The organism is Dactylosporangium sp. NPDC000555 (genome assembly GCF_040300025.1).
In the GTDB taxonomy this organism is placed as follows: domain Bacteria; phylum Actinomycetota; class Actinomycetes; order Mycobacteriales; family Micromonosporaceae; genus Dactylosporangium.
Genome location: NZ_JBEPDB010000081.1, coordinates 1 through 22794, shown reverse-complemented (window position 1 = coordinate 22794; position 22794 = coordinate 1). Strand labels below are relative to the sequence as shown.

The 22794-nt window shown below is 70.8% G+C and carries 23 protein-coding genes; 11 read left to right on the top strand and 12 right to left on the bottom strand.

The features are described 5' to 3' along the window. The first annotated feature begins 65 nt into the window (after positions 1-65). Positions 66-485, top strand: a complete 420-nt coding sequence (locus tag ABT297_RS34330; RefSeq protein ID WP_350556640.1) for a PPOX class F420-dependent oxidoreductase — start codon at positions 66-68, stop codon at positions 483-485. A 15-nt stretch (positions 486-500) separates the two neighbouring features. On the opposite strand, the gene crcB is transcribed toward ABT297_RS34330, so the two are convergent. Then, a complete protein-coding gene (gene crcB, locus ABT297_RS34325) occupies positions 501-860 on the bottom strand; it encodes a fluoride efflux transporter CrcB (protein ID WP_350556639.1) in 360 nt (119 codons plus the stop codon). After that, complete coding sequence (locus ABT297_RS34320; protein ID WP_350556638.1) at positions 857-1372, bottom strand: FluC/FEX family fluoride channel; 516 nt, start codon at positions 1370-1372, stop codon at positions 857-859. Before ABT297_RS34320 ends, crcB begins: the two co-directional genes overlap by 4 nt. A 231-nt stretch (positions 1373-1603) precedes the next feature. On the opposite strand from ABT297_RS34320, the gene ABT297_RS34315 reads away from it, so the two are divergent. The 6 genes from ABT297_RS34315 to ABT297_RS34290 all read left to right on the top strand — a co-directional run bounded on the left by ABT297_RS34315 (position 1604) and on the right by ABT297_RS34290 (position 7308). Next, positions 1604-2107, top strand: coding sequence for a hypothetical protein (locus tag ABT297_RS34315; protein ID WP_350556637.1), 504 nt, complete (start codon positions 1604-1606; stop codon positions 2105-2107). Between the two features lie 153 nt (positions 2108-2260). Then, positions 2261-3025, top strand: coding sequence for an ATP-binding protein (locus ABT297_RS34310; RefSeq protein ID WP_350556636.1), 765 nt, complete (start codon positions 2261-2263; stop codon positions 3023-3025). Between the two features lie 191 nt (positions 3026-3216). Further along, positions 3217-4467, top strand: a complete 1251-nt coding sequence (locus tag ABT297_RS34305; RefSeq protein ID WP_350556635.1) for a PKD domain containing protein — start codon at positions 3217-3219, stop codon at positions 4465-4467. Between the two features lie 86 nt (positions 4468-4553). Continuing rightward, the gene (locus tag ABT297_RS34300; RefSeq protein ID WP_350556634.1) at positions 4554-5090 is read left to right on the top strand and encodes a PadR family transcriptional regulator; all 537 of its coding nucleotides are present in this window, start codon (positions 4554-4556) and stop codon (positions 5088-5090) included. Further along, positions 5087-5791, top strand: a complete 705-nt coding sequence (locus tag ABT297_RS34295) for an ABC transporter ATP-binding protein (protein WP_350556633.1) — start codon at positions 5087-5089, stop codon at positions 5789-5791. The genes ABT297_RS34300 and ABT297_RS34295 overlap by 4 nt, the downstream gene beginning before the upstream one ends. Then, complete coding sequence (locus ABT297_RS34290) at positions 5788-7308, top strand: FtsX-like permease family protein (RefSeq protein WP_350556632.1); 1521 nt, start codon at positions 5788-5790, stop codon at positions 7306-7308. Before ABT297_RS34295 ends, ABT297_RS34290 begins: the two co-directional genes overlap by 4 nt. Positions 7309-7345: 37 nt before the next feature. Here the strand turns inward: ABT297_RS34290 and ABT297_RS34285 are convergent, their stop codons facing one another. From ABT297_RS34285 to ABT297_RS34255, 7 genes are all read right to left on the bottom strand, one after another. Beyond that, a complete protein-coding gene (locus ABT297_RS34285; RefSeq protein WP_350556631.1) occupies positions 7346-8671 on the bottom strand; it encodes an MFS transporter in 1326 nt (441 codons plus the stop codon). Beyond that, a complete protein-coding gene (locus ABT297_RS34280; protein ID WP_350556630.1) occupies positions 8641-9987 on the bottom strand; it encodes a hypothetical protein in 1347 nt (448 codons plus the stop codon). Before ABT297_RS34280 ends, ABT297_RS34285 begins: the two co-directional genes overlap by 31 nt. Further along, the gene (locus tag ABT297_RS34275; protein ID WP_350556629.1) at positions 9984-10862 is read right to left on the bottom strand and encodes an alpha/beta fold hydrolase; all 879 of its coding nucleotides are present in this window, start codon (positions 10860-10862) and stop codon (positions 9984-9986) included. The genes ABT297_RS34280 and ABT297_RS34275 overlap by 4 nt, the downstream gene beginning before the upstream one ends. A gap of 38 nt (positions 10863-10900) precedes the next feature. Next, positions 10901-12109, bottom strand: coding sequence for a cytochrome P450 (locus ABT297_RS34270; protein ID WP_350556628.1), 1209 nt, complete (start codon positions 12107-12109; stop codon positions 10901-10903). A gap of 185 nt (positions 12110-12294) precedes the next feature. Next, the gene (locus tag ABT297_RS34265; protein ID WP_350556627.1) at positions 12295-13425 is read right to left on the bottom strand and encodes an alpha-hydroxy acid oxidase; all 1131 of its coding nucleotides are present in this window, start codon (positions 13423-13425) and stop codon (positions 12295-12297) included. Further along, entirely contained in the window at positions 13422-14678 is a 1257-nt protein-coding gene (locus tag ABT297_RS34260) for a KamA family radical SAM protein (protein ID WP_350556626.1), read from the bottom strand. The genes ABT297_RS34265 and ABT297_RS34260 overlap by 4 nt, the downstream gene beginning before the upstream one ends. Positions 14679-14730: 52 nt before the next feature. Beyond that, complete coding sequence (locus ABT297_RS34255) at positions 14731-15513, bottom strand: TauD/TfdA family dioxygenase (RefSeq protein WP_350556625.1); 783 nt, start codon at positions 15511-15513, stop codon at positions 14731-14733. Positions 15514-15906: 393 nt separating this feature from the next. Here ABT297_RS34255 and ABT297_RS34250 point away from each other — a divergent pair, with 393 nt between their 5' ends. Both ABT297_RS34250 and ABT297_RS34245 read left to right on the top strand, forming a co-directional pair. After that, a complete protein-coding gene (locus tag ABT297_RS34250) occupies positions 15907-16476 on the top strand; it encodes a hypothetical protein (protein ID WP_350556624.1) in 570 nt (189 codons plus the stop codon). A 249-nt stretch (positions 16477-16725) separates the two neighbouring features. Next, positions 16726-17349 carry an ABC transporter permease gene (locus ABT297_RS34245; RefSeq protein ID WP_350556623.1) on the top strand — a complete coding sequence of 208 codons (624 nt, stop codon included), beginning with the start codon at positions 16726-16728 and terminating at the stop codon, positions 17347-17349. A 341-nt stretch (positions 17350-17690) separates the two neighbouring features. Here the strand turns inward: ABT297_RS34245 and ABT297_RS34240 are convergent, their stop codons facing one another. Beyond that, entirely contained in the window at positions 17691-18110 is a 420-nt protein-coding gene (locus ABT297_RS34240; RefSeq protein WP_350556622.1) for a cellulose binding domain-containing protein, read from the bottom strand. 588 nt (positions 18111-18698) lie between these two features. Between ABT297_RS34240 and ABT297_RS34235 the strand changes: the two genes are divergently transcribed. Beyond that, positions 18699-19718, top strand: coding sequence for an ABC transporter substrate-binding protein (locus tag ABT297_RS34235; RefSeq protein WP_350556621.1), 1020 nt, complete (start codon positions 18699-18701; stop codon positions 19716-19718). 10 nt (positions 19719-19728) lie between these two features. Then, a complete protein-coding gene (locus tag ABT297_RS34230; protein WP_350556620.1) occupies positions 19729-20439 on the top strand; it encodes an isochorismatase family protein in 711 nt (236 codons plus the stop codon). A gap of 748 nt (positions 20440-21187) precedes the next feature. Here ABT297_RS34230 and ABT297_RS34225 read toward each other — a convergent pair. Together ABT297_RS34225 and ABT297_RS34220 are read right to left on the bottom strand one after the other, a co-directional pair. Next, entirely contained in the window at positions 21188-22399 is a 1212-nt protein-coding gene (locus ABT297_RS34225; RefSeq protein ID WP_350556619.1) for an RNA-guided endonuclease InsQ/TnpB family protein, read from the bottom strand. Further along, on the bottom strand, positions 22396-22794 hold a 399-nt coding region (locus tag ABT297_RS34220), incomplete at its 5' end, for an IS607 family transposase (RefSeq protein WP_350556618.1). The genes ABT297_RS34225 and ABT297_RS34220, both read right to left, overlap by 4 nt.

Here is a 22794-nt window from a genome sequence, read left to right as displayed (position 1 = left end):
CCGGGTCACCCCGGGGCTCCTCCGGCGCCGGCCCGGCAGCGCGCCAGACTTCAGGTGTGCCAGCGATGACCGACAACGAGGCGATCACGTTCCTGTCGCAGGGGACGCACACCGGCAAGCTCGCCACGGCCGGCCCGTCCGGCGACCCGCACACGGCGCCGATCTGGTTCGTCGTCGAGGGCCGCGACCTGGTCTTCAGCACCGGCCGGGACTCGGTGAAGGGCCGCAACCTGCGGGCCAACCCGAGGGCGGCGCTCACCGTGGACGTGGAGCAGTTCCCGTACCACTTCGCCGCCGTCCGCGGCGCGGTCGAGGTCGCCGAGGACCCGCCGGATCTGGTCGGCTGGACGACCAGGATCGCCCGGCGGTACGTGCCGGAAGCAGAGGCGGTGCGCTACGGCGAGGTCAACAGCACGCCCGGCAGCCTGTTGTGCCGGCTGCACATGGACCGGGTGACCGGGGTCCGCGACATCGCGGTGCTGTAGCGGCGGCCAGGCCGGTCAGCGCACCGCCTGGGCGAGCAGCAGCCCGACCGCGCCGGCGCCGAGGCCGGCGACCACCGAGGCGAGCACGTTCATGATCGCGTAGAAGCGGGCGCCGATCTGCGCGAGCCGCAGCGTCTCGTAGCTGAACGTCGAGTACGTGGTCAGCGCACCGCAGAAGCCCGTGCCCAGCAGCGCGGTCACCGCCGGGTCGGCCGGCAGCCCGGTGACCAGGCCCAGCAGCAGCGAGCCGGCGACGTTGACCGTCAACGTGCCCCACGGGAACACCGAGTCGTGCCGGGCCTGGATCGCCCGGTCCGTCAGGTACCGCAGCGGCGCCCCGACCGCCGCGCCCGCCACGACCAGCAGTAGCATCACCGCGCGGCACCCGCCTTCGCGATCGCCCGCCCGCTCGCCCGCCCGGCCCGCCGCGACACGACCGCGCCGGTCGCCGCCGCCCCCGCCCACACCGCCAGCAGCGCACCGACGACCGTCACGGCCAGATACGCCAGCGCCGCCCAGGGCGCGCCCGCCGTCGCGGTCTGATGGATGTCCATCACGTACGTGGAGAACGTGGTGTAGCCGCCGAGCACGCCGACGCCGACGAACGGGCGCAGCAGCCGCCGGTCCGTGGCCACCTCGGTCACGATCACCATCAGCACGCCGATGAGCAGGCACCCGGACACGTTGGTCACCAGCGTCGCCCAGGGGAACCCGCCGCGCGGATGCGGCCAGGCCGTGAACAGCCCGTAACGGGCCAGCGCCCCGCACACGCCGCCGGCCGAGATCGCCGCCAGCACCGGCACCGGGCTCGGGCGCAACTCCGCTCGCTCCGCGGGCACGTGCAGGTCGACATCGGCGTCCACCGGTGCGCCGTCGCGCTCGACCATCGATTCCCTCCCTACCAGGGCATACGGCAGCTCACTGGCAGGGACCGTTGGCAGCGTCGCGGTTCACCCCCGCATCCGGGGATCGGCGGGCCCCACCGCCGGCGGCACCCGTGCGCGGCGCCTCGACCAGCGTATCGGACGCCGCCGGCACCGGCCCCGCGCCGCGGCGGCATCCGTCAACTATCCGCGCGATCTCTGGCGCTGCCGGCGCGGCTCGCGACAATCGGTGGCATGCGACGGTGGTACCCGGCGGCGGTCCTGGCCGCGGTGATGGTCATGGCGGCGGGCTGCACCACCGATCCGAAGAAGGCCACCCGCAACGTGGACGCGGCGATGGCCGCCGCGCTCGGGATCCCGGTCGCCGACGTGGGGGGCGCCGGGGTGCGCTCCGACCCCGGCTCGCTGCCGGTGCCGTGCCTCGACGTGTGCCCGTCGGCGACGCTGGACCTGCCGGCGGGCGGTGGCGAGCATCCCGAGTGGACGCCGGTGGCGGTGCTCGAGCGGCTTCTGGCGCAGCGGTACACCGTGGTCAGCGCCGACGCGCCGTACCAGCCCCCGGCCACGGGCAGCCCGGCCGGGCCGGCCGGTCCCTCGGCCGAGCCGCCGGACGCCGACCCCGCCGCCCGGTGCCGGCGGGTGCTGCCCGTCGGCGGCGCGTGCACGCTGCTCAAGCAGGTGATGCTGCGGCTGTACGTCGACGGCGACACGTTCAGCCTCCGCGCGAACGGCGGCTGACGCGGCGCTGTTCTGCCCGCCCCGGTGCGCCATTGCGGACAGTGACGGCCGTGCTGCCGAAGGTGAGGCATTGGAACCTGGCCGGTTTCCCCGCGTGCATCGCATTCCTATGGCATATTGCAAATATTTGCCGGTGCGCTGGAGGATGCTTGCATGGCCGAGTCGGCGATCGCGGTGCGCGTCGATGTCGATCTGGCGCTGGTCCAGATCGCTGCCGTCGGCGCCTGGACCTGGCGGATGCGGGTCGATCTCGTCGCGGCCGTGCGCAAGGCGCTGGCCGAGCGGCCGCGGGCGGTACTGCTCGACCTCAAGCGCCTCGCCGACGCCGACGGCGCCGTGGTCGCCGCGGTGCTGCTGGCCGAGCGGCAGGGGACGGGCCTCGACCCGCCGGTGCCGATCGTCGCGGTCGCGTCCGGCACCATCCGGTGGCGGCTGCGGACCGCGGGCGTCGCCGAGCGGGTGGCGGTCTATGCGAGCCTCACCGAGGCACTCGCCGCCCTGGCCGACGGACTGCCACCGCCGCGGCGGACCGCGCTGCGGCTGCCGCCCGACGTGCTGTCGGCATGCGCGGCGCGCAACCACGTGACCGACGCCTGCCTGGCCTGGGACCTCGCCCACCTGCTCCACCCGGCCCGCACGATCGTGTCCGAGCTGGCGACGAACGCCGTCGAGCACGCGGGCACGCCGTTCACCGTGACGGTGTCGCGCCGGGGCCACCTGCTGCACCTGGCGGTGGAGGACCGCGACCCGGCGCCGCCGCGCACGCTGCCGTGGGCCGGCGAGGGTCCGTCACTCGCGCCGCGGGGCGCCGGGCTGCGCATCGTCTCCGGCACGGCGGCGGCGTGGGGGACGGCGCCGACCGCGGCCGGCAAGGTGGTCTGGGCCACGCTGGGCACCCTGGACTCGCGCCAGCATTGAGCCTCGCCACCGGGCTCCTCGCCGGCCGGTGACCGCCCAAGGGCGGCGCGATCCCGTTCCCGGTCGCACTGCACCGCGCGGCCCCGGAGCCGATCGGGTCGCCGTTGTCACCGGGCCGGGGCGCGACCGGGGTGCGCGCGGCTCGTTGGGCCTTCCGTCGCCGCGCGGACAACGGAAGGCCTGGGTGGGAGATGCGTCGGGTGTACGCGATCGTCGGCGTGCTGATCGCCGTCCTCCTGGCCGGGCCGGCCGTCGCCGGGCAGGAGTTGCCCGGGGTGGTCAGCGAGGTGCCGGTCGCCTGGACGCCGAACGTGCTCGACGGGACGGTGGCGGCGATCGCCGTGATCGGGGACACCGTCGTGGTCGGCGGGGACTTCACCGCCGTCGCCGACGCCGCCACCGGTGTCCGGTTCCAGCGGCGGTACCTGTTCGCCTTCCAGCTCGGTACCGGCCGGATCCTCGACGCCGCCCCGGCGCTGGACGGGCCCGTCACCGCGCTGGCCGCCGGGCCGTCCGGCGGGGTCTTCGTGGCCGGGCGGTTCGCCCACGTCAACGGGGTGCCGCGGACCGGGCTGGCCGAGCTCGACGCCGTCACCGGGGCGACCGTGCCAGGCTTCACGGCCACCACCGGCAAGGGGCAGATCCGCACCCTGGCCGCGGTCGGGCCGTGGCTGTACGTCGGTGGCACCTTCACCAGCTTCGCCGGCACGCCGCGGGTCGGGCTCGCACGCGTGGACGCCGTCACCGGCGCGCTCGACCCGGCGTTCGACCTGCGGCTGGCCCGCGCCGACCGCGGCAAGGTCAAGGTCGAGGCCGTCGCGGTCAGCAACGACGGTGCCCGGCTGGCCGCGGTCGGAGCGTTCAACAGCGCCTCGGGCCGGCGCCGCGACCAGCTCGTCGTCGCCGACACTGCCGGCGCCGCGCCGGCGGTGTCGGACTGGTTCACCGATGCGTACGCCGGCCGGTGCAAGACGCTCTACGACAGCTACCTGCGCGGCGTCGACTTCGCCCCGGACGGCAGCTGGCTCGCGGTCGCCGCGACCGGCGGCATGTCCGGGCCGCAGCGGATGTGCGACAGCGCGGCCCGGTTCGACCTGACCGGGACGGGCAACCACCGGCCGGTGTGGGTCAACCGTACCGGCGGCAACACGCTGTGGTCGGTCGCGGTCACCAATGACGCCGTCTACGTCGGCGGCCACCAGCAGTGGATGGACAACCCGGCCGGCCACAAGAAGGCCGGGCCCGGCGCCGTGTACCGGCCCGGGATCGCCGCACTCGACCCGGTCACCGGCGCCGCGCTGCCGTGGAACCCGACCCACAGCCGCGGCGTCGGCGTCGGCGTGCTCGTCACCTGCCAGGCCGGGCTGCTCGTGGGCTCCGACACCGACCAGCTCGGCCGCGCCTACCACGGCCGCATCGGGCTGTTGCCGGCCGCGGGCTGACGTCGAGCCGGCTCACGGGGCCGCCGCGACCGCGCGTTGCTCGCGCAGCTTGACGGCGGCTATTCATCCGGTGAATAGTGGTTGTTGTGTCTGCGCCGTATGTGCTGCTCGGGCTGCTCGGGGGCGGGCCGAAACACGGCTACGACCTCAAGCACGCCTACGACCGCACCCTGCCCCGCGCCAAACCGCTCGGGTTCGGCCAGGTGTACGCCACCCTCGGCCGCCTGGAGCGGGACGGCCTGGTGACGCAGGCCGGCCACGACCGGGCCGGCGGGCCGGACCGCACCACGTTCGCCATCACCGACGCCGGACGCGGCGAGCTCGAGCGCTGGGTCGCCACCGTCGAGCCGCCCGCGCCGCACGTCGGCGGGACGCTGCTGGCCAAGGTCATGGTGGCGCTGATGTGGCCGGACGCCGAGCGGGCCATGGCGTACCTCACCGCCCAGCGCAAGGCGCACACCGACCGGCTGCGCGAGCTCACCGCCGCCAAGACCGACCCGGCCGCGACGATCGGCGACGTCATCGCCGCCGACTACGCGATCTCCCACCTCGACGCCGACCTGGTGTGGCTGCGCACCACCCTGGCCCGCGTCGCCGATCTCCGTTCGGGGGTGCACGAATGACACACATCCTGCAGGCCAGGGCGGTGGTCCGCGCGTACGGCACGACGCCGGCGCTGCGCGGCGTGACGCTCGACATTACCGAAGGGGAGATCCTCGCGATCACCGGGCCCAGCGGCTGCGGCAAGTCGACGCTGCTGCACTGTCTCGCCGGGATCATGCGGCCCGACTCCGGCGAGGTTGCCTACCGCGGCACCCGCATCGACACGCTGTCCGAGGCGGCCCGCTCGCGGCTGCGGCGCACCGAGTTCGGCGTGCTGTTCCAGTTCGGGCAGCTGGTCGCCGAACTGACCGCGGCGCAGAACGTGGCCCTGCCACTGCTGCTCGCCGGCGCCGGGCGGCGCGAGGCGCGCACCGCAGCGCTGGCCTGGCTGGAGCGCTTCGGCGTCGCGGACGTCGCCGACAGCCGGCCCGGTGAGATGTCTGGCGGCCAGCAGCAGCGCTGCGCGATGGCGCGGGCGCTGGTCACCGAGCCGCGGCTGATCTTCGCCGACGAGCCGACCGGCGCGCTGGACACCCTCGCCGGCGAGCAGGTCCTCGGCCAGCTCGTCCGGGTCGCGCACGAGCAGCACACCACCGTCGTGTTGGTGACGCACGACGCGCGGGTCGCCGGATACGCCGACCGCGAAATCGTGCTGCGCGACGGCGCCGTCGACGCGAGCGGCCTCGGCATCGCCCTGCCGACCGGACGGCACGGCCGGTGAGACCCGGCACGCTGCTGCGGCTCGGCCTGGCCGGAACCCGCACCGACACCATGCGGGTCGTGCTGACCGCGCTGAGCACCGCCTTGGCCGCCCTCGCCGTGCTCACCGCGGCGAACGTCGTCGCGATCGGCCAGCTCACGCTCCACGGCGCCGGATCGGATCAGTGGGCGGAGCAGTACAGCAACGCACTGCTGCGCGAGCCCGGCCTGCGTCCCGGCGTGGTCATCACGCTGCTGCTGCTCACCGTGCCGGTCTTCGCCCTGGCCGGGCAGTGCGCGCGGCTCGGCGCGCCGGCCCGCGACCGGCGCCTCGCCGCGTTCCGCCTGGCCGGGGCGACCCCGGCGCAGACCGTCGCCGTCGCCGCCGCCGAGACCGGGGTCGCGTCGCTGGCCGGGTCGCTGGGCGGGCTCGCGGTGTACCTGGCCGGACACGAACTGCTCGACCGGCGCGACGCCGAGGGGCGCCTGCCGCTGCCGACCGACGTCTTCCCGCACACCTGGTTCGTGGCGGTCGCGGTGCTCGCCATCCCGGCGCTCGCCGCGCTCGCGGCCGCGGTGGTCATGCGGCGCGTGACGGTCGGGCCGTTCGGAGTCGTACGGCGGGTGCGCCGCACCCGCGGCCCGGGGCCCTGGCCGGGCGTCTTCATCGTGCTCGGCCTGCTCGCGTTCGCGGCAGTCGGGTCGGCCTCGCCGCTACGGGTGCACCTGGGGTACCACATCCCGGTCTGGTTCGTGCCGACGATGTTGCTCGTCGGCGTCGCGTGCGCCGGGTTCGGGGTCGTCATCGGCACCGGCTGGATCGCCTACGCGACCGGGCGGCTGCTGCACCGACGCGCCCGCCGACCGTCGACCGTGCTGGCGGCGGCCCGGCTCGTGGCCGACCCGTGGAGCGGCAGCCGGACCTTGGCGGTGCTGCTGATCTGCGTGCTGTTCGGCGGGGGCACGGCGGCGGTCCGGGCGTGGATCGCCGCCGGCGCGGAAGTCCAGCGTGCGCTCGACGCGATCGAGAACCCAGGGTCCCCCACGACCAGCGGCCTTGTCGACTTGTTCTACCTGCGCACCATGGATCTCATCGACGCCGCGCTGCTGACCGCGGTGGCGCTGACCGCGATCGCGATGCTCGTCGTCGTCGCGGAGGGCGTGGTGACCCGGCGGCGGGAGTACGCGTCGCTGGTCGCCGCCGGCGTGCCCCGCGCGACGCTGGGCCGCTCGATGCTGTGGCAGGCGCTGCTGCCGGCGGTCCCGGCGATCCTTGTCGCGCTCGTCGTCGGCGTGGCGCTGGTCCGCACCATCGGCGGCGAGGTCAGCGCCGGCGGCGGCACGAGCAGGACCTGCGACGCGGCGGGCGAGCACTGCCGGAGCACCCGACACCCCAAGGTGGTCCGGGTGGTCCCGGTGCCCTGGGCGGAGCTGTCCCGCGACGGGGGCGTCGCCGTCCTGGCGGTGTTCGCCACCACCGGCGCCGGCCTGCTGTTCCTGCGCCGCAGCACCGACCTGGAGGAGATCCGGGCGACGTGAGGCCAATCCCACCAAGACCTCGGCAGCGACTCCTTCATCACGCGTGACTGCGGCGCGATGGCCGTCCCTGGCGCAGGAACGCTGCGGCGCCGACCGTGGCGGCCAGCATGAGTGCTCCGGCGACCACAATGGCCAAGCCGGGGCTCTCCACCGTGGCCAGGACGCCGCCGGCGAGCGCGCCGAGCGGGACGGCGCCGAGGCTGAGCAGCCGGTACACCGACGTGGTCCGGCCGGCGAACTCCGCAGGTGTGATCGACTGCCGGTAGGACCGGGCCACGACGGAGAACAGGACGCCGCAAAGGGCGGCGACACCCTGCAGTGCGAACACGACCACCAAGCTCCGCGTCGACCCCAGGGCGAGCGTGCACAGCGAGGCCAGCAGCGAGGTCGTGACCATCAGGACCGGCCGCGGGATTCGCCGGGCGACCACCCCGGCGACCGCCGCGCCGACCATTCCGCCGATCCCGCCGGCGGTCAGCAGTGCGCCGTACGCCGTGCCGCCGAGGTGGAGACTCTCCAGCACGAACAGTACGAACACCGCGCCGACCAGGCCGTTGCCGGCGTTCATCACGCTGGTCCACACCGCTTGCACGAGCAGGTCCCGGTTGCTGACCACAACGGCCAGTCCCTGCCTGGCCTGCCGGGGGATACCGGCGAGGGCCTCGCGCCAGTCCGGCGGGTCGGAGCGCGGGGCCGCCGGCGTCGGAGGCGTCCGTTCGGTCAATGGATGCCGGGATCCTCCGCCGAGCAGCAGCGCCGAGACGCCGTAGGCCAGCCCGACGCCGGCGAACGCCGGCCACCGGCCCAGGCTGAACAGCAAGCCGCCGGCGGGCGGACCGAGGAACTCCTCGCCCAGCATCTGTCCGGCGACGATCCGGGAGTTCGTGTACTCCAGCCGCTCATCGGCGATCATCAACTGGACGACGACCTGCGCGGCGACGTCGCCGAACACCTCCGTCGCGGCGAGGAGGGCGGCCAGCGCGTAGACAGCGGTGAGCGCCGGGCCGGTGGGGAGCAGCCCTTGGATCGTGACGGCGCCGGCCAGGAGGAGGATCAGGACCACCCGGATACGCTGGCAGGCCACCAACACGCGAAGCGGGTCCACCCGGTCGAGGATCACGCCGGCAGGCAGCGCGAGCACCAGTGGTGGCACCCGCTGGGCGATGGTCAGCCCGGCTACGTGCAACGGGTCATGGGTGATGGCCGCGATCGCCAGCGGCAGCGCGGCCAGCCGAAGCCCATCGCCGATGCTGGCGCTGCCGGCGGAGACCCAGAGCCGGGTCTCCAGGTTCGATCGGGAGTCCCGGCGGGCCGGCGCATCGGTGCTGTCGTTCAGCATGAACGTCCCGGTGCCTGCCACCACACCGGCGAGGGTGCGTAGCCGGAGCGCGGGTTGATGTTCATGGTGGCACCAGGGTTGGTCGCGTACCGGCGCAGCACCGCCGTCGGCTGGGAGCGGAGGATGAACACCCCGTCGACGCTCTCGGTGGCCACCGAGGTGACGGTGCCGTCGTCGGCGGAGAACTGGACCGGGGAGATGTCCGGCGGGTAGACCTCCTGGAGCACCGTCAGTGCCTGCTCGGAGGGGGCTTCGAGCCCCGCCCGGACCGCGGCGGACCACTCGGCCGCGCTGACCTCCGAGCCTACGGTGATGCCCAGGCCGGCATGCCCGCGCACCGGTTTGATCAGCAGCCGGTTCTGGTGTGCGAGGGCGAATTCCGGCAGCGAGATCCGATCACCGAAGTACCTCGCGTCGGTCGCCTCGATCACCCGGGTCCAGGGGACGTGCTCCCGCAGCCGGTCCGCCAAGGCCGGTGGCATCTGGGCCAGCAGCGTGTCGTCGGACAACAGGGAGAGCGAGAGCTTCGACGCGAGTATCTCGCCGCAGTACCCCGTGAAGATCCGGACCAGGCCGTCGCGCGCGCAGGCGAACACGGCGCGCAGCAGGTCCAGTTCGTCGTCCCGGCCGACGTCGGGTGCCTCGAAGTAGCGGTAGACCACCGTCACCGGGTCCCCCTGGAAGTGTAGTCCCCGACGGTCGACCCGCAGGTCCTCGAGCGGGCAGTGGAAGGCGTCGATTCCGTGACTCCGCAGCCCTTTGACGAAGGACCCGTATGACCATGCCGGCGGCGTATCCACGACCTCGTGGCGCCAGTAGCAGACGGCGACCCGATCCACGCCGGGTGTGAGCGGCAGTGTGTCGATGAGCGTCTGCAAGGCCCGCGGCGCGACGGCGTCGACCTGGATGCCGAGCTCGGCCAGAAGCTGGGCCTGGACCTCGGCCAGCGCGTCATGGAGGCTGAACAGCCCGGCCGGCGAGTCGCCGTTCACCTCCACGACCATGGGTCGGCCGCCGCTGGTCACGACGTCCGGCCGTGCGATCGTCGCCCAGTCCTGCCAGGGCTGCATGGCGACCAGCTCGTACTCGCTCGGCGCGGCCCGGCACAGCCTGGCCATCGCGTTGACATCGCCCCCGCAGATGTCGTCGCGGATGACGTTGAGGCCATCGATCACGGCGCTGGTCGCCGCACCCAGCAGGTCGAGTTTCTCGGCCGGCTCCAACGGCGGGGTGATCACGAAGCGTTCGCGAATCCTGGCCGGGGCCGAGGGGCCGAGCCACTCCAGCGCGCTGAGTACCTGCGCGGGGGAAGGAGACATGTGCAACGCGGATGCGGTCATGGCGCCACCTTCGGTCGGGGGTGTGGATCGGAAACCAGGCCCAGAGAGGCAGCGAACTCGCGCAGCAGCCGGTCGGAGCGCTCAGGCTGGTCCCACAGGACCTGGTGGCTGGCGCCTTCGACGGCGTGGACGGTCACCTCGCCGCCGGAGTACTTCCGGATCTCGGCCGCGACATCGGGTGGAGTGAGCGGATCGTCGACGCCGACCAGCACGAGCATCGGGTCCCGGACGCCGGCCAGGTCCGCGCGCAGGTCCAGCTCACCGAAGGTGGCCATGAAGTGCGCGTTGACCTCGGGTGTCTCGACCCGTTCGCCGGCAATGCGGGTCAACAGCTCATCGGGTGGTCGCAGCCGCGAGAACGGCGCGCACACGCGCGCCCAGTCCTGTTCGGCCTGCGGCGACGGTTCGCGGAGGGTCCGCTCCATCACCTGGGCGACCTCGTCCCCGCCGAGGTCACGGTACCGTTCGATGATCTCGCTCTCCGAAGCCCGGCGCGGCGACGATCCGATGACCACTCCGCCGCGGACCACTCCCGGATAGCTGGCCAGGAAGCGCTGGACCACGAATCCGCCGAACGACGTGCCGACCAGCAGGACGCGCTCGAGCCCCAGTACCTCGACGAACTGCCGGATGTCGGCGGCCCACTGGTCCAAGGTCCACGCCGGCGGCGTCGATCGATCGCTGCGTCCGTGGCCGCGCTGGTCCGGGACGACGACGGTGGCCCATTCCTGTTGCGGCTCGAGGAAATAGCGCATCTGGGAACCGTCGATGCCCGGTCCGCCGTGCAGGCCGAGCAGCACCGGTTGGTGCGGTTCCCAGGGCCGTCGGGTGGACGCGGTGAAGTAGATGTCAACGTCCGCCAGCTTGATGCGCACAGTTGTCCCTCGCTGCGGTGAAGAGCGTCTTCGGATGGTCAGTCGGCGAACCGCACTCGCAGGTCAGCCGGGAACAGCGTGCTGGTCGTCGACATCGATCGCGGAAAGCCGCCGCTCAGCCGGGTGGCCCGCCGCAGCACCTGTTGGACGAGTTCGTCGAGGCGTCGCAACGAGAGCTCGGCGGCCACACATCGACGCGCACCGGCGCCGAAGGGGAAGTACTGGGCGATGCCCGGCCGCAGGCCCGCCCATCGTTCGGGAGCGAACCGCTCCGGTTCGGGGAAGACCACGGGGTCCCGTTGGCTGACGTACGGTGAGATGACGACCTCGTCGCCGGCGCGCAGGCTCCAGCCGGCATACACGCCGTCAGCGGCGACGGTCCGGCTGATCAGCCAGGTAGGTGGGTAGAGGCGCAGTGCTTCATTGATGACCGACGTCCTGGCTTCGGGGTCGGCTCGCGACCGGTCCTGCCACGTGGGATTGGCCGCCAGTAGCGCCAGGATCCACGCTCCCGCGGCCGCCGGCACGAGTGTCCCGGCAAGGAGCATGGCCACCGCGAGGTTGGCGATGGTGGCCCGGTCGACCTCCGTGCCGGCCAGCTCGCCGACGATGCCGCCGGAGCCGGGGGCCGAGTCGGCCAGGGCGAGGACGTGGTCGCGCAGGGCCTGGTCGTCACGCCTGGCGTGCCGGTGCCGCCGGACCAGCATCGCGAACGGGCCGGGCAGCCGGGTTCCGTCGTCGACGACCGCGATCAGTCTGGGCAGCAACGCGAGTGTTCCCGTTTCGAGGCCGGGATCGGGGCCTCCCGCCACGAGCCGCACGGATGCTCGGAGGTTCAGCCGGGTGAGGTCCTCGACCACGCTGACGGGTGCGGCCGCCGCCGTCCAGGCGTCGATCTGGTGCGACAACTCGACCTGCCCCGTAGCGTCGCCGTCTGTGGCTGTACGGTGTACCGCCGACGTCGCCCGCCGGCGGGCACTCATCCAGGCCTCCAGCGCCGCGTCGCCACGGCCCGCGGCGACCGCCTCGAGGCGGCGGTTCAACGTCATCTGGAAGTCGGTGTTCGTCCCCCGAAACACCGCTTCGATCAGCGCGGGATCGGACACGAAGACCAGGTTGGCCCCCATGCGGACAACCGGCCCGATTGCCGGCAGCGCGTTCAGGAAGCCGAGCCTGTCGGCGTTGTACGCGCGGGTGAAGGTCCGCCAGCTCATGCCGGTTTCTGCCGGCCGCAGGGCAACGCTCATCGAGTTCATCGTGTCCGTTCGAGTGTCGCTTCCGCCTCGTCAACCTCGTCAGCCCGGCTGGGCCCGAGGAGGCCGGTGCACGGCACGGGCCCCGGCCTCCTCCGGCGATGTCACGGTCAGTGCCAGACGTACCGACCGGGCATGGACTTGCGTGTGAGGCGCGCGAAGATCCGCTTCATCGTGATTCACCCCCTCGTCGGGTTTCCGGATGCGAACTGTCCACCTGCCACGCCTGGCGGGCAGGAGTTCTTCGGCCCGGCGGCGGGCCACAACAGCTCGGCCGTCACGTCGGCCGGGCTGGTCACGCCGAGCAGGGCCAGCATCTGCTCGAGCTCACCGTCCAATGTGGTCAGCAGGCCCATCACGGCGTCCGCGCCGCCGGTCGCCAGGGCCCACAGCACCGGCCGTCCGATCAACACCATCGAAGCGCCGAGGGCCAGCGCGACCGCGACGTCCACGCCACTGCGGATCCCGCCGTCCACGAGCACCGGCGCTCGGCCGCCGACCGCCGCGGCGACCGCGGGCAGCGCCTCGGCGCTGGACACCGCGCGACCGCATTGGCGTCCACCGTGGTTGGACACGATGACCCCGGCCGCGCCGCCGTCCAGCGCGCGTAGTGCGTCGTCGGGCCGCAGCACACCCTTCACCAGTACCGGCAGGCCGGAGACGTCCCGCAGCTGCCGGATGTAGGAGTAGGTTGCGGCGGGGCTCTCCTCGAGGGGTGCGAAGTCGCTCTGGTCCGCGCCGGGTGCCGCCGCTACGTTCGAGAAGAACTGCTCGTCGGGCACCCGGATGCGGCGGCCGGCCACCCGGTACTTCGGCCCCACCACCGGCGTGTCGCCGGTCAGGACGATCGCCGTCGCGCCGAGGTCGCGAGCGCGGGCGGCGAGGCCGAGCGCGGGCCCTGGATCCCGGGTGGCGAACGTCTGATACCACCAGTCGCCGGAGCCTGCCTCGGCGATGTCGGCCAGTGGCATGGAACTGCGCATCGAGGCGACGAAGAGCGAACCGCGCTTGTCGAACGCCGACCGCGAGGCCACCTCGCCTTTGGCGTGCGCGAGTCCGTGGAAGGCGCACGGAGCGGCGCCGATCGGCGACGTGAACGTGCACCCGAGGATCTGCACCGATGTGTCGACGCGAGAGACGTTGCGCAGCACGCGGGGTGCGAACCGGTACCGCGACCACGCGTCGGCGGCCTCGCGGGTGGACTCCTCACCGAACGATCCGGATTCGTAGTACGCGAAAACGTCCGCCGGCAAGGACTCACGAGCCCGGCGCAACTGGTCTCGCAGCAAGGGTGCCTGCTCGATGCTCATGAGGCCAGCGCCCCGAACGACGGGTCCCGCCGGTCCGCGCCGAGCCACGGCCAGGTCGTGCCGGCTACCGGTCGCAGGTCGTCGATCCAGGTCGCGGACTCGTCGTATCGGGCGAGAAACGTCGAGCCGACGAGCTGCGGATCGCGGGCCTGCAACAGCGAGCAGATGAAGGCCCGGCCCCGCCCGATCCGCGATACACCACTGATCAGGATCTTGCCGTGGTAGGTGGACATCATCGGACCGCGTGCGGTGCGCGCGAGGCCGGAGACCTGCCGGATGGCATCGACGTAGATGCCGAACGCGCGGGCGAGCGGAAGCGCGAAGTAGCGCTTGGCGCCGGTGTCCCGCTCCACGAACATGTAGTACGGGCTGATGCCCAGATCGACCTGGCGCTGCCACAGCGCGGCCCAGACCGCCGGATCGTCGTTGACGTGAGCGACGACCGGCGCCTGCGAGCGGATCGTCACTCCCGCTCGTTGCAGAGCCCGGACCGCGGCCCGTGCGGCTGCGGTCTCCAGCTCTCGCGGATGGGAGTAGTGCGCCATGACCGCGACGTGGTGGCCGTTGTCGACCAGCCGGCACAGCTCCTGGAGGAGCTCGGCCGCGTCAGGGTCGGTCAGGAAGCGCTGCGGCCAGTAGGCAGGCGCCTTGGTGCCTATCCGGATCGTGCGAGGGTGTGGACCGTCGGCCGCCGACACCGCCCGGATCCAGCGCAGCAGCACGTGGGTGCGCATCAGGAACGGGTCGCCGCCGGTCAGCAGGACGTCGGTGACCTCGGGGTGGGCCCGCAAGTAGGCCGTCAGCATGTCCGGCGAGGCGGTCTTGATCTTCCGCTGCGGCTCCCCGGTGAACTGTGGCCAGCGGAAGCAGTAGGAGCAGTACGCGTGGCACGACTGTGCCTGTGCGGGGAAGACCAGCACCGTCTCGCGGTACTTGTGCTGCAGACCCTCCAGGGGGACCCCGTCGAGCTGCGGCACGTTGGCGTCCAGCTGCCCGGCCGGGTGCGGGTTCAGCTCGTCGCGCACCTTGGCCACCGCGTGCTCGACGCTCAGCCGGTCGCCGGAGCCGAGCGCGGACGCGACCAGGTCGAAGTGCTCCGGTTGGAGCATTCGCCGGTGCGGAAAGGTGAGGTTGAAAATCGGATCCTCCCGCGGCCGGTGCCAGTCGATCAGACTATCCACGACGTAATTGTTGACCCGGAACGGAAGCACCGAGGTCACCACGTCGAACTCGTGGAGATACGCCTGATCCAAACCTCGATCGGCCGCTATGGAACGCATCCTAGGGCCGCTGTACGACATCATTTCATGCCTCGGCGATCCAATATCTGGTCAAGTGCCGTCGTGGATCGACGTAGAGGGTGCGAGCGTGAGCCAAACGCTGGTTGTCCCATAAGAGGACAGCATTCTCCGGGATGCGTATCTTCAATGCGGTGTCATTGAAGTGCGCATGCACCTGGTGGGCCAGATCGAGCCCGAACCGTCCCCACGGCAGCCGTTCCTCCGGCACCGCACCGTCGAGCGGCGGGTCATATTCTCCACTGGTCAGCAGGTTGTAGCTGAAGCGAAGGACTTCATCACCGGATCCGTCCGGTGCCAGCATCGGGGCCACCACGCCGGCGCTTCCACGGCCGCTCATGTTGGCTCCGCCCCACGCTATGTCCCAGGAGCGCAGACGCTTGACGGTGGCGCGATCCAGACCTCGAAGATAGGATTTCACATCGGCCAGGCAGGTCTCGCCTCCGCCGCCGCGCGCCTGGACGTGACACCACAGCGCGAGATACTTCGGCGGGGGCTGCCAGCCGGGAGCCTCGGTATGGGCCCGTATCTCGTTCTGGCTTTTTGAATAAGCCCGGTCATCGAAGCCCGGCTCGGCCCGGACCTCGTAGGTCAGATTGCCGTCGTACTGCGGCATCATCCGGCCGAAGCTCTCGAGTGTCCGACCGAGGGCTTCCTGGTTTTCGACACCATTGATCACGACGAACCCGATCTGGCGGACCTGGTCCACCGCGGAGTTTCGCCAGGCGTCGGCATTCGTAGCGGAACCGGCGCGCTGCGCGCCAATTTCCGCAGCGCTCTGATCGCTCATGGATCCCCCGTTGGCATGTCGGTCGGGTCTCGAAATCATCGACACAAATCAACGCCAATTCGAACCGTAGCACCGTCGGCGGGAGCTGTCCAGTACAGCGTGCGAGTTCGTGACTTCGTTGGGTAATGGCGAGGGGTGGCTGTCCTGCGGAACCTCAGTCGGCAGGTCGGTTAATGGTCGCTCTGCTTTGGCGTCGCTTGACGCGCCATCTGGGTCCTATTCCCACTCGGCTTGCTGAGCGGCCGGGTCGTGCCATGGCGGCTGCCGAAGGTGTGCCTCTTGTGTGGTCGCGAAGTCGACGGTGATGTGGAGGCCGCCGCCGGGGCGTGGGCCGGCGGTCAGAGGGGAGCGGTTCGCGTGGGCGATCGCGGCGAAAATGGCCAGACCGATGCCGTGCCCGTCGCTCTGGTCGGTGCGGTCCGCCCCGAGGCGCGACGGGTCCGCACCACGCTCAGCGCCGGCGCGGGCCGCATCCGCGTGCTCGCCGCCAAGGCCGTCGTGATCGCCGGCGTCACGTTCGCCACCACCCTGGCCGCCGCCGCGGTCGCGGTGCCGCTGTGGACGCGGGTCGTCCGCGGCCTCGGCGTCTACGTGTTCCCGGCACCGCCCGGCGATCTGCTGCGCGCCGAGGCTGGCACCGCCGCACTTCTCGCCCTGGCTGTCGGCACCATCCTGCGGCGCAGCGCCACCGCGGTCACCGCCGTCGTCGCCGTCACGGTGCTGCCCTACTTCCTGGCGCTCATCCCGTTCATACCGCCACCCGTGGCACGGTGGCTGACCGAGGTCACCCCCGTCGCCGCGCTGGCGATGCAACAAACCCTTGTCCGGTACCCCCAGGTCGACACGATCTACACCCCCGCCAACGGCTACTACCCGCTGCCGCCGTGGGCCGGAATGGCTGTGCTGTGCGGCTACACCGCCCTCGCGATCGCCGCCGTCCTGGTGCGCCGGAGGGACGCGTGAGCGGTCCGGAGCGGAGCGGAGGTGCCGCGAACCATGTGTACAGCTTTGGCTCGCGCCGTCGCCGGAGCGAAGCGGAGGTGGCGGCGTGAGTGGTCCGGAGCGGAGCGGAGGTGCCGCGAACCATGTGTACAGTTTTGGCTCGCGCCGTCGCCGGAGCGAAGCGGAGGTGGCGGCGCGAGCACCGCATGGAACGCGACACGCGCGGAATGGACGAAACTGCGTACCACTCCCGGCCCCGCGTGGCTGCTTGTGATCACCGCGGCCGTCACCGTGGCGCTGGGCGCCGCGATATCCGCCGCGGCCGACTGCGTGCGGGACGGCTGCGGGGCCGACGCCACCCGGCTCGCCCTCAGCGGCGTGTACCTGGGGCAGGCTCCTGTCGCGGTGCTGGCCGTCCTCGCCGTCAGCGGCGAGTACAGCACGACATTGATCCGCACCACCGTGACCGCGATCCCGAGCCGCCCGGTGGTGCTGGCCGCCAAGGCGCTGGTGCTCGCCGTCACGGTCGCCGCGGCGGCGAGCCTCACCCAGCTCGCCGCCGTGCTGGTCGCCGGCACCCTCCTGCCGCGCCTCTCGCTCGTCGACGGCCCCGTCCTGCGCGCCATCGGCTCGGTCGCCTACCTGGTGCTGATCGCGCTCCTCAGCCTCGGCACCGCCGCCGCCGTGCGCGACTCCGGCGCCGCGATCGGCACAGTGCTCGGCCTGCTGTACCTCCCGCCGATCCTCGCCCAGATGGTGACCGAGCCGCAGTGGCATCGGCTGTTCGAACACATCGCGCCGATGACCGCCGGCAAGGGCGTGCTCGCCGCCTGGGCGTGCGGGACCCTGCTGATCGGCGGGCTCCTGCTGAGGTTCCGCGACGTACAAGCGTGACCGTCAATTGGGCGCTTGGCATCGCGAGAAGCCGAGTTCGGGCGGCGCGGGCTGTGCCTGCGATCTGCGTCGCCCGACCATCAGGTTCGCCGTGATCACGGAGTGAACATGCACAAAAAGCAGCACGTTCGCTCCGTGATCATGAAGAACCCCGTGCACTGTGGGCGCCGGATGCATGACCACGGAGACTTGCTCGGCGGACTGCCGCTGTCAGCCAATTGACGTCGCTCCAAGGCGTCTTTGGCGCCGTCTATCATCGCGGGCCGGAAAGGGCAGGGCCCTGCGCCGCGCGCGGAGCCCACATCCCGTCAGGCGTCAGAGATAGGTCGCGTGCCCGGCGGCTACGGGCTGAAGGTGCACGGCGTGCCGCGGGTGACGCAGTTGAGCGGCCAGCTGAGACCGACGATGAAAATGCCGGTGCTGATGGACCTACCCGGGTTCAGCACGACCGGGTTCGCGTTTTGGAGGACGAAGTGCTGGTCCGTCCGCGTGACCTTGATATCGAACGCGAACAGCCCCTGGACGAACTCACCCGGGGGCAGATCGAACTCCAGCTGCCAGCCGTTCACCGAAGCGTTCGTGTCATTGGTGATCGTAAATCTTAGGATGTACGACGCCGACCCGAGTGGCTGCCGGGTCAGGGCCGCGGTGTCCGCGGACGCCGCGCCGGGTGCGACCAGCGTCGCTCCACCGATCAGCGTGGCGACCAGCGTGGCCAGTGTGGCAAGTCGCAGTCGCCACCGCTTTGCGTTGTTGTGCAACGTCTGCCTCCTGTGAGATGGGTACGGCGATTGTTCCTGCGGACAGTTCGCGCGTGCGGCGCCATCGCGGCGCGGCTCGACGGGGCCGAGCCTTCCATGAGCGTCGATGTTACACGGAACCTGGTGCCGCTTCTGGTGGCCGTTCGTCCGATTCCTTGACGACACACGGTGGTTCTCCGTGCTCGCCCGCGAGGACTTCCCGCTGCTCCGACCGCGCCGCGATCGGCCGGTTCCTCGCCGATCACGGCCCGGCCCTGCAGTCGCCGCCGTCGCAGGGCATGGTGGCGATGTCACGCTGCCTGCGGTAGCTCGCCGGTCTAGCTTGGCGGATTCCATATAGCGGAACACTGACCCGCTTGACGCAACTGTGGCCCAGTCCTATGCTGCACACCACCACGGGTCGCCCGGCAAGCGTCCGACCGGAATGCAACCGCGCTACTGATCATGTCTTGGCCGACGATCTCGAGGCGGACTCGGCCTTGAGGAACGTCGACGGTGCGACGGCCGCGAACCCAAGTAGACAACCAGACTCGTACCGGCAACGAACCTGAGACAACTGGGGCACACACTCTTTCGGTTGGAGTGCAAATGACACAGCAAGCAGCCGTGACACAAGCCGCGCGAGGGGCGGTCGCGGTATGTACAACCGCGCTGATCGGGCTGACGCTGGAGGGCTGCGGGTCCGGCACGGAAAGCCACTCGTCGAACGCACCGAACCTCACGACTGTCCGCTATGCCTTTACGGACCCCAACTCGCCCTACACCCCCGATATGGTGATCCAGGCCAACCCGGGCATGTGCCATCAGTTCGGCGTGGATCCCAGCATTACGATCCTCAAGACTCCGGCTGCTTCGCCGGCATTGTCGGCGGGACAGATCGACATGCTCAACAGCGGCGGCGGCGCTGCGATCCAGGCCGCCTTCAAACAGCCGGGATCTGCCAAGATCGTCGCCCGAACGGACTCCGTCGCACTCGTCCTGTACGGCACGAAGGACATCAAGACGGTGCAAAACCTGAAAGGAAAGACCGTCGGCGCCTCGAGTTCCGGGTCCTTGGCCGACCTCGTCTTCCTCACCTTCCTCCCGAAGGAAGGCCTGACGTTGGGCACCGACGTCCATACGACGTACACCGGGACCGCGACCGCGCTCATCGGCCTCGCTACCGCCGGCGCGATACAGGGGTTCATTCAAAATCCGCCGTTGCCCGATGCCGCCGTTGCCGCGGGGGTCCACGAGATCAAGAAGCTCTCGGGCGACCCCGATATCGATCCGCTCGGCGCCACCGCTCTCAGTGCGAACGCGAAATTTTTGTCCAAGAACAGGGCGGCAGCCAAGGGAATGCTCGACTGCTATGCGCAGGCGCAAAAGCAGGTCCTGGCCAGCCCTGAGGCCGCGGCCCCGATCTTCGCCAAAGCCGCCAGCCTGAACGAGCAGGTGGCGCTGGCCCAGATCAAGGCGACCTCCGACGCATTCAAGCTACTGCCTTACGGAAAGCAGGACGCGGCTACCGTCATCAAGGCGCAAGAAGCCGGTGGTGTTCAGCAGTACGGCAACTTCGATCCCTCCGCGCTGATCGACAACCTTGTCGATGCAAGCAGCAGTGGCTGAGGGGGAAGGCATGACTGCGACGAAGTACCCGTGGAGTGACGTGATCAGTGACGACGATCTTGCGTCCTTCGACAAGGGCATCTCACGATTAGGGGCGCCCATCGAGGCCGGCATCCGCCCGGCGATCGTGGTCGTCGACATGACGTGGGGGTTTGTCGATTCCCGATACTCGAGCGGGTGGAGTCCGACGGGGTATCCAGCCGTGGAAGCAATCTCACGACTGCTGTCAGCCGCACGCCCACTCGACATCCCCGTCTTCTTCACGAAGTCGTTCGAGGATCCGAAGCACTATGCCAAGCCGGCCGAGCGTGGCAAATGGAAGCGGAGCATGGAGGACCTTCCGCTCGACCCCGGACCGACATCATCCGATCTCCCCCCGAGCGACCAGATCGTCGACGATCTCAAGCCGCTGGCCAACGACATAGTGGTACACAAGGCTGGGAAGCCAAGCGGATTTTTCGGGACCCCGCTGGCGTCGTATCTCATCGACGCCGGCTGCGACACCGTGATCGTCACGGGAATGTCCACAAGTGGTTGCGTTCGTGCCACGGCAATCGACGCTTTTCAGTACAACTTCAATCTCGTCATCCCGGCGGACTGCGTAGCCGACAGATGCCAGACGTCGCACAAGGTCACCCTGTTCGACATTCACATGAAGTACGGGGACGTGGCAAGCCTTGATGATGTGATTCGCTACTTGCACACCGACGCTTCCCGCTGACCGCGCGAGGCCGGTGGTAAGAGTTTGGCGCGCACGCCTGGCGAGGCGTGCGCGCCGCTGGCGTCGGAGTCAACGGTGTTCGTCCTGGTCGTGGTGCCGTACCGAGCCGGGAAACGTCGTGGTGCCGTACCGAGCCGGGAAACGTCGTGGTGCCGTACCGAGCCGGGCAACACTGACCTGGGCGTTCGTGTCGTCGGCAGCGATACCACCTCGCCCCGCAACAGCGCCGCGAACACGTGCGACTTGGCGGGCCTTCCCGGTCGCATCGGCGGCGCGGGCACTGGCGCCGCCAACGCGCGGAAGGCGGGCGTACGCTCAAGGCCGGCCGCGATCGGCCTCGCCCCGGACCCGGCCGGTGCAGGCCTGGTCGGCATGCCTGTGTGGATGTGGATCGAGGTCACCCGAACACGTGGAGCCCGATCTCCGCCTCCGCCTCTGCCTCCGACGGCGGCCTGACCCCGGCAACCCGTTCGGCCGGTAACAGCGGGCAGGCATTGCCGCCCTGCGGTCACGTCGCGGGCGCCTCCGCGCCGTCGAACTCCGGCCCCTGGCGGGCCGACGGGAAATAGAGCAGCGGACAAGTCGCGAAGGCGGCGATCATCGCGCAGGTCGGCCTGGTTCAACCGTTCGGAGAATCTCAGTGATTCTCGTTCCTGATTCATCGGCCCATGCCCTGGCTTGCGCCGGGGACTTACCGGTCCTCCACAGGCGTTTTACGTCTCCCACGGAACTGCAAGGCGACGTGCTGCTAGGAAACTGCGTGCATCGCCGCGAGGAGGTTCCTTGCGGCATTGTGGTCGCGGTCGTGTTCGGCGCCACAGGCGCAGGCCCAGGTGCGATCCGACAAGGTCAGCGCGGAGTTGATGGCTCCGCACGCCGAGCACGTCTTCGAGCTGGGATACCAACGCTCGGCGGCCCACAACTTGGAGCCGTACCAGTCGGCTTTGTAGGTGAGCTGGCGCAGGAACTCCCCGAACCCGGCATCGGAGATGGCACGGGCGAGACGGCGATTGCGGACCATCCCTGCGACGTTCAGGCTCTCCACGGCGATGGCGCGCTTGGATCTCGCGAGTCTCGTCGTGAGCTTGTGCAGGAAGTCGCCGCGCCGGTGGGCGACCTTCAGGTGGATGGCGGCGACGGCTTCACGGGCCTTGGCCCGGTTCGCGGAGCCCGGCTGCTTACGGTGCAGGGCCTTGTTCGCGCGGCGCAGCCGGCGCTGGGCGGCCTTGAGCGCGCGTGGCGCCTGAATCTCTTCGACCATGCCGGTGTCGTCCACGATGGTGGCGAACGTTTTCAGCCCGACGTCGATTCCGCACGTCGGCGCGTTCGGGTCCACGGCGCGTCTGGCGTTCACGTCGCTGCGGTCGACGTCGAGTTGGAACGTTACCCACCAGCGGCCGGCCTTCTCCCGCACGGTGGAGCCGATGATGCGGGCGCGGCCGTCGGCGAGGCGGTCGACCAGCCACGACATGTCCTCACGCACGGCGACACGGCCCGGGACGCCCGGCAGGACCACCGCGTCGGCACCGGCCGGTTTGGCGCGGTCGGCGTCGTAGCGGAACCGCGACCCGTGTTTGCGTTTACGCAGCTTCGGGAAGCCGACCCTACGGCCCTTGCGTTTCCCGGTCTTCGACTCCCACCAGTTCTTGAGCCCGGCTGCGCGCAGTCGGCACGCCTCCTTCGGGATGCGGCTGGACAGCCCGAACCCGGCGAACCACGGGGCGACCTGCGGGTGTTCGGCACGCCACAGCCTCTCTAGGTCGATCGCCGTCCACGGTGCCTTCGTGAGCTGGCCGGCTGGGACGCCGTACGACTCCTCGGCGGCACGCTGCGCGAACGCGGCCCGGATCTTGTCCAGGGCGAAGTTCTCCACGAACCGCGACAGCCCGGCATGGCGCCCCATCGCTTCCCGTTGCTCCGGTGTCGGGTTCAGCTCGACCCGGAAGCCCTGCTTGGTCACGGAGTGGCCTCGACGACGCGCATCGCGGCCTTTGCCTTCCGCGCGGCCGACCTGCGCCCGTACAAGCGCGCACAGAACGAGGTGAGGACCTCGACCATGTCCCGCACGAGATCGTCGGACACCTCGGTGTCGTCGAGGACGACGATCCGACGGCCGGTTGCGGCGAGCGCGCACGTCAGGTGCTCGACGCCGAACCGGGCGATCCGGTCACGGTGCTCGACCACGATCACGGTCGCGGCCGGGTCGCGGAGCAGCTTCGCCAGCTTCGGCCGGTTACCGTTCAGCCCCGACCCAACCTCCGACACCACCTCGGCGACCGTCAACCCTCGTGCGGTCGCGGCGGTGACAACCCGCCCGGCCTGCCGCTCCAGGTCCGCTTTCTGGTCCGCCGACGA

What these genes read in the sequence shown, in the direction of transcription:
- ABT297_RS34330 (WP_350556640.1), top strand. Translation starts at nt 66, where the DNA reads ATGACCGACAACGAGGCGATCACGTTCCTGTCGCAGGGGACGCACACC.
- ABT297_RS34320 (WP_350556638.1), bottom strand. Translation starts at nt 1,372, where the DNA reads ATGGTCGAGCGCGACGGCGCACCGGTGGACGCCGATGTCGACCTGCAC.
- ABT297_RS34315 (WP_350556637.1), top strand. Translation starts at nt 1,604, where the DNA reads ATGCGACGGTGGTACCCGGCGGCGGTCCTGGCCGCGGTGATGGTCATG.
- ABT297_RS34310 (WP_350556636.1), top strand. Translation starts at nt 2,261, where the DNA reads ATGGCCGAGTCGGCGATCGCGGTGCGCGTCGATGTCGATCTGGCGCTG.
- ABT297_RS34305 (WP_350556635.1), top strand. Translation starts at nt 3,217, where the DNA reads ATGCGTCGGGTGTACGCGATCGTCGGCGTGCTGATCGCCGTCCTCCTG.
- ABT297_RS34295 (WP_350556633.1), top strand. Translation starts at nt 5,087, where the DNA reads ATGACACACATCCTGCAGGCCAGGGCGGTGGTCCGCGCGTACGGCACG.
- ABT297_RS34280 (WP_350556630.1), bottom strand. Translation starts at nt 9,987, where the DNA reads ATGACCGCATCCGCGTTGCACATGTCTCCTTCCCCCGCGCAGGTACTC.
- ABT297_RS34270 (WP_350556628.1), bottom strand. Translation starts at nt 12,109, where the DNA reads ATGAGCGTTGCCCTGCGGCCGGCAGAAACCGGCATGAGCTGGCGGACC.
- ABT297_RS34265 (WP_350556627.1), bottom strand. Translation starts at nt 13,425, where the DNA reads ATGAGCATCGAGCAGGCACCCTTGCTGCGAGACCAGTTGCGCCGGGCT.
- ABT297_RS34255 (WP_350556625.1), bottom strand. Translation starts at nt 15,513, where the DNA reads ATGAGCGATCAGAGCGCTGCGGAAATTGGCGCGCAGCGCGCCGGTTCC.
- ABT297_RS34235 (WP_350556621.1), top strand. Translation starts at nt 18,699, where the DNA reads ATGACACAGCAAGCAGCCGTGACACAAGCCGCGCGAGGGGCGGTCGCG.
- ABT297_RS34230 (WP_350556620.1), top strand. Translation starts at nt 19,729, where the DNA reads ATGACTGCGACGAAGTACCCGTGGAGTGACGTGATCAGTGACGACGAT.